The organism is Emticicia sp. MM (assembly GCF_001649495.1).
Genome location: NZ_LXHX01000068.1, coordinates 1 through 1,725 on the forward strand (window position 1 = coordinate 1; position 1,725 = coordinate 1,725).

The window sequence follows — 1,725 nt, forward strand, 5'->3', positions numbered from 1 at the left end:
AGAAAATTGTGCTACAAATTTACTTCTTCGTTTCTTCAAAACCCATTTCTTCGTACCATTCTTCAAATTCAGATGGCGAAGCTGTTGGTTTAGGACTCATGGCTCGGCGTGAACGACGCTCCGATGCTTTGATTTCAAGGTCTTTTTCTACTTTATCGCCATTGAGTTCGATGATAAGTTTATATTTTCCTGGGCGGAAATAAATCTTTTTATCATCGGCAAGTTCCAGTTTGATTTCTTTATCATCTTTTTTCTTTACCTCATTTAAGTATTTTTCGTATTCGCTTTTGGCAGCTACATCAATCGCTTGGTCGAAGTTTACGTTATTTAAACCCGCTTCGGCTTCATCCGAAATATTTTTTACAACTAATCCTTTGTCTGTCTGAATCTTGATTGTTGCTTTTCCTGCTGCTTTTGCATAGTAAGTGATGTTATACTTACGGTCTTCTGGCTCGGCATATTTATCAAACATTCTGCCCCACGACGCATTATAATTGATTGCAGGTAAATCATATATATGAATATTTTTGGCCAAAACCTCGTTACTCAATGCTTGCAAAGGCTTCACATCAGCTATATAAATCGAGCGTCCGTGCGTGCCGACAACCAATTCGTTTTCTCGTGGATGAATCACTAAATCGTGGATTGATACACTTGGCATTCCGTCGCCATTACCACGCATAAAAGTTTTGCCTTTATCCATTGAAATGTATAATCCGTTGTCCGTTCCGACATAAAGGATATTGGCATTTTTCGGGTCTTCTTTTACCACGTTGATTGGTTCGGCGGGTAAATCTGCACCGATTGCTTGCCAATTTTGGCCGTAATCGGTCGAAACAAACAAATATGGTTTGAAATGGTCGCCACGATAAGCGTTTAGTGAAGCATAAACCGTTCCTTCAGCGTGAGCCGAAACCGCAATGCCACTTACCCAAAGATTCGGTTTATCCATGATTTTGGTGAAAGTATAACCACCATCTTTAGTCACATAAATCAACCCATCATCTGATCCTGTGTAAATCAAACCAAATCTACTTGGCGATTCTTCGATGGTTGTGAGTGTTCCGAAAGGTACATCACCTTCTTTGCGGCCACGGGTTAAATCTCCCGAAAGAGTTTTGAAAGTATCGCCTTTATCAAAACTTCTATGAAATTTATTTGAACCGAAATAGATAATATCTTGATTGTGGCGTGAAATAGTAAGTGGAGACTCCCAGTTGAAACGGAAAGGAGCTTCGCCTAATTCACGTGGAACTTCTAATCTTTTGCGTTCGTTGGTTGCTTTATTGATTCTGAAATAATTACCAAACTGAAAACCTGCGTAAACCGTATTATTATCTCGGTAATCTACTTGTACTTGCATGCCATCACCACCGAGCAAAAATTTATAGCCATCGCCATTATCGAAAATGCCATAATTATAATCGAACGAATTAGTTGATGAACCAAACCAAACACCATTATCTTGCAAGCCACCATAGACATTGTAAGGTTTGGCCATATCGACCGAAACATGGTAAAGCTGCCCAACTGGAATTGAATTTGCCTTGAACCAAGTTTTACCATCATCGTAGGTAATGTTTATTCCTCCATCATTTCCGTTGATATAATGTTTCGGATTTTTAGGGTCGAACCATAAAGCGTGGTGGTCTGAGTGTACGTTTTCTCGTTCGATACTTTTGAAACTTTTACCACCATCTTCCGAACGCACGATTGGCACACCCA

1 protein-coding gene is annotated in these 1,725 nt (G+C 39.7%); it reads right to left on the reverse strand.

Features of this window, described 5'->3' with window-relative positions; genetic code table 11:
- Positions 1–19 precede the first annotated feature (19 nt).
- A partial coding sequence (locus A6M55_RS17435) for a WD40/YVTN/BNR-like repeat-containing protein (protein WP_409012484.1) occupies positions 20–1,725 on the reverse strand: 1,706 nt, incomplete at its 5' end.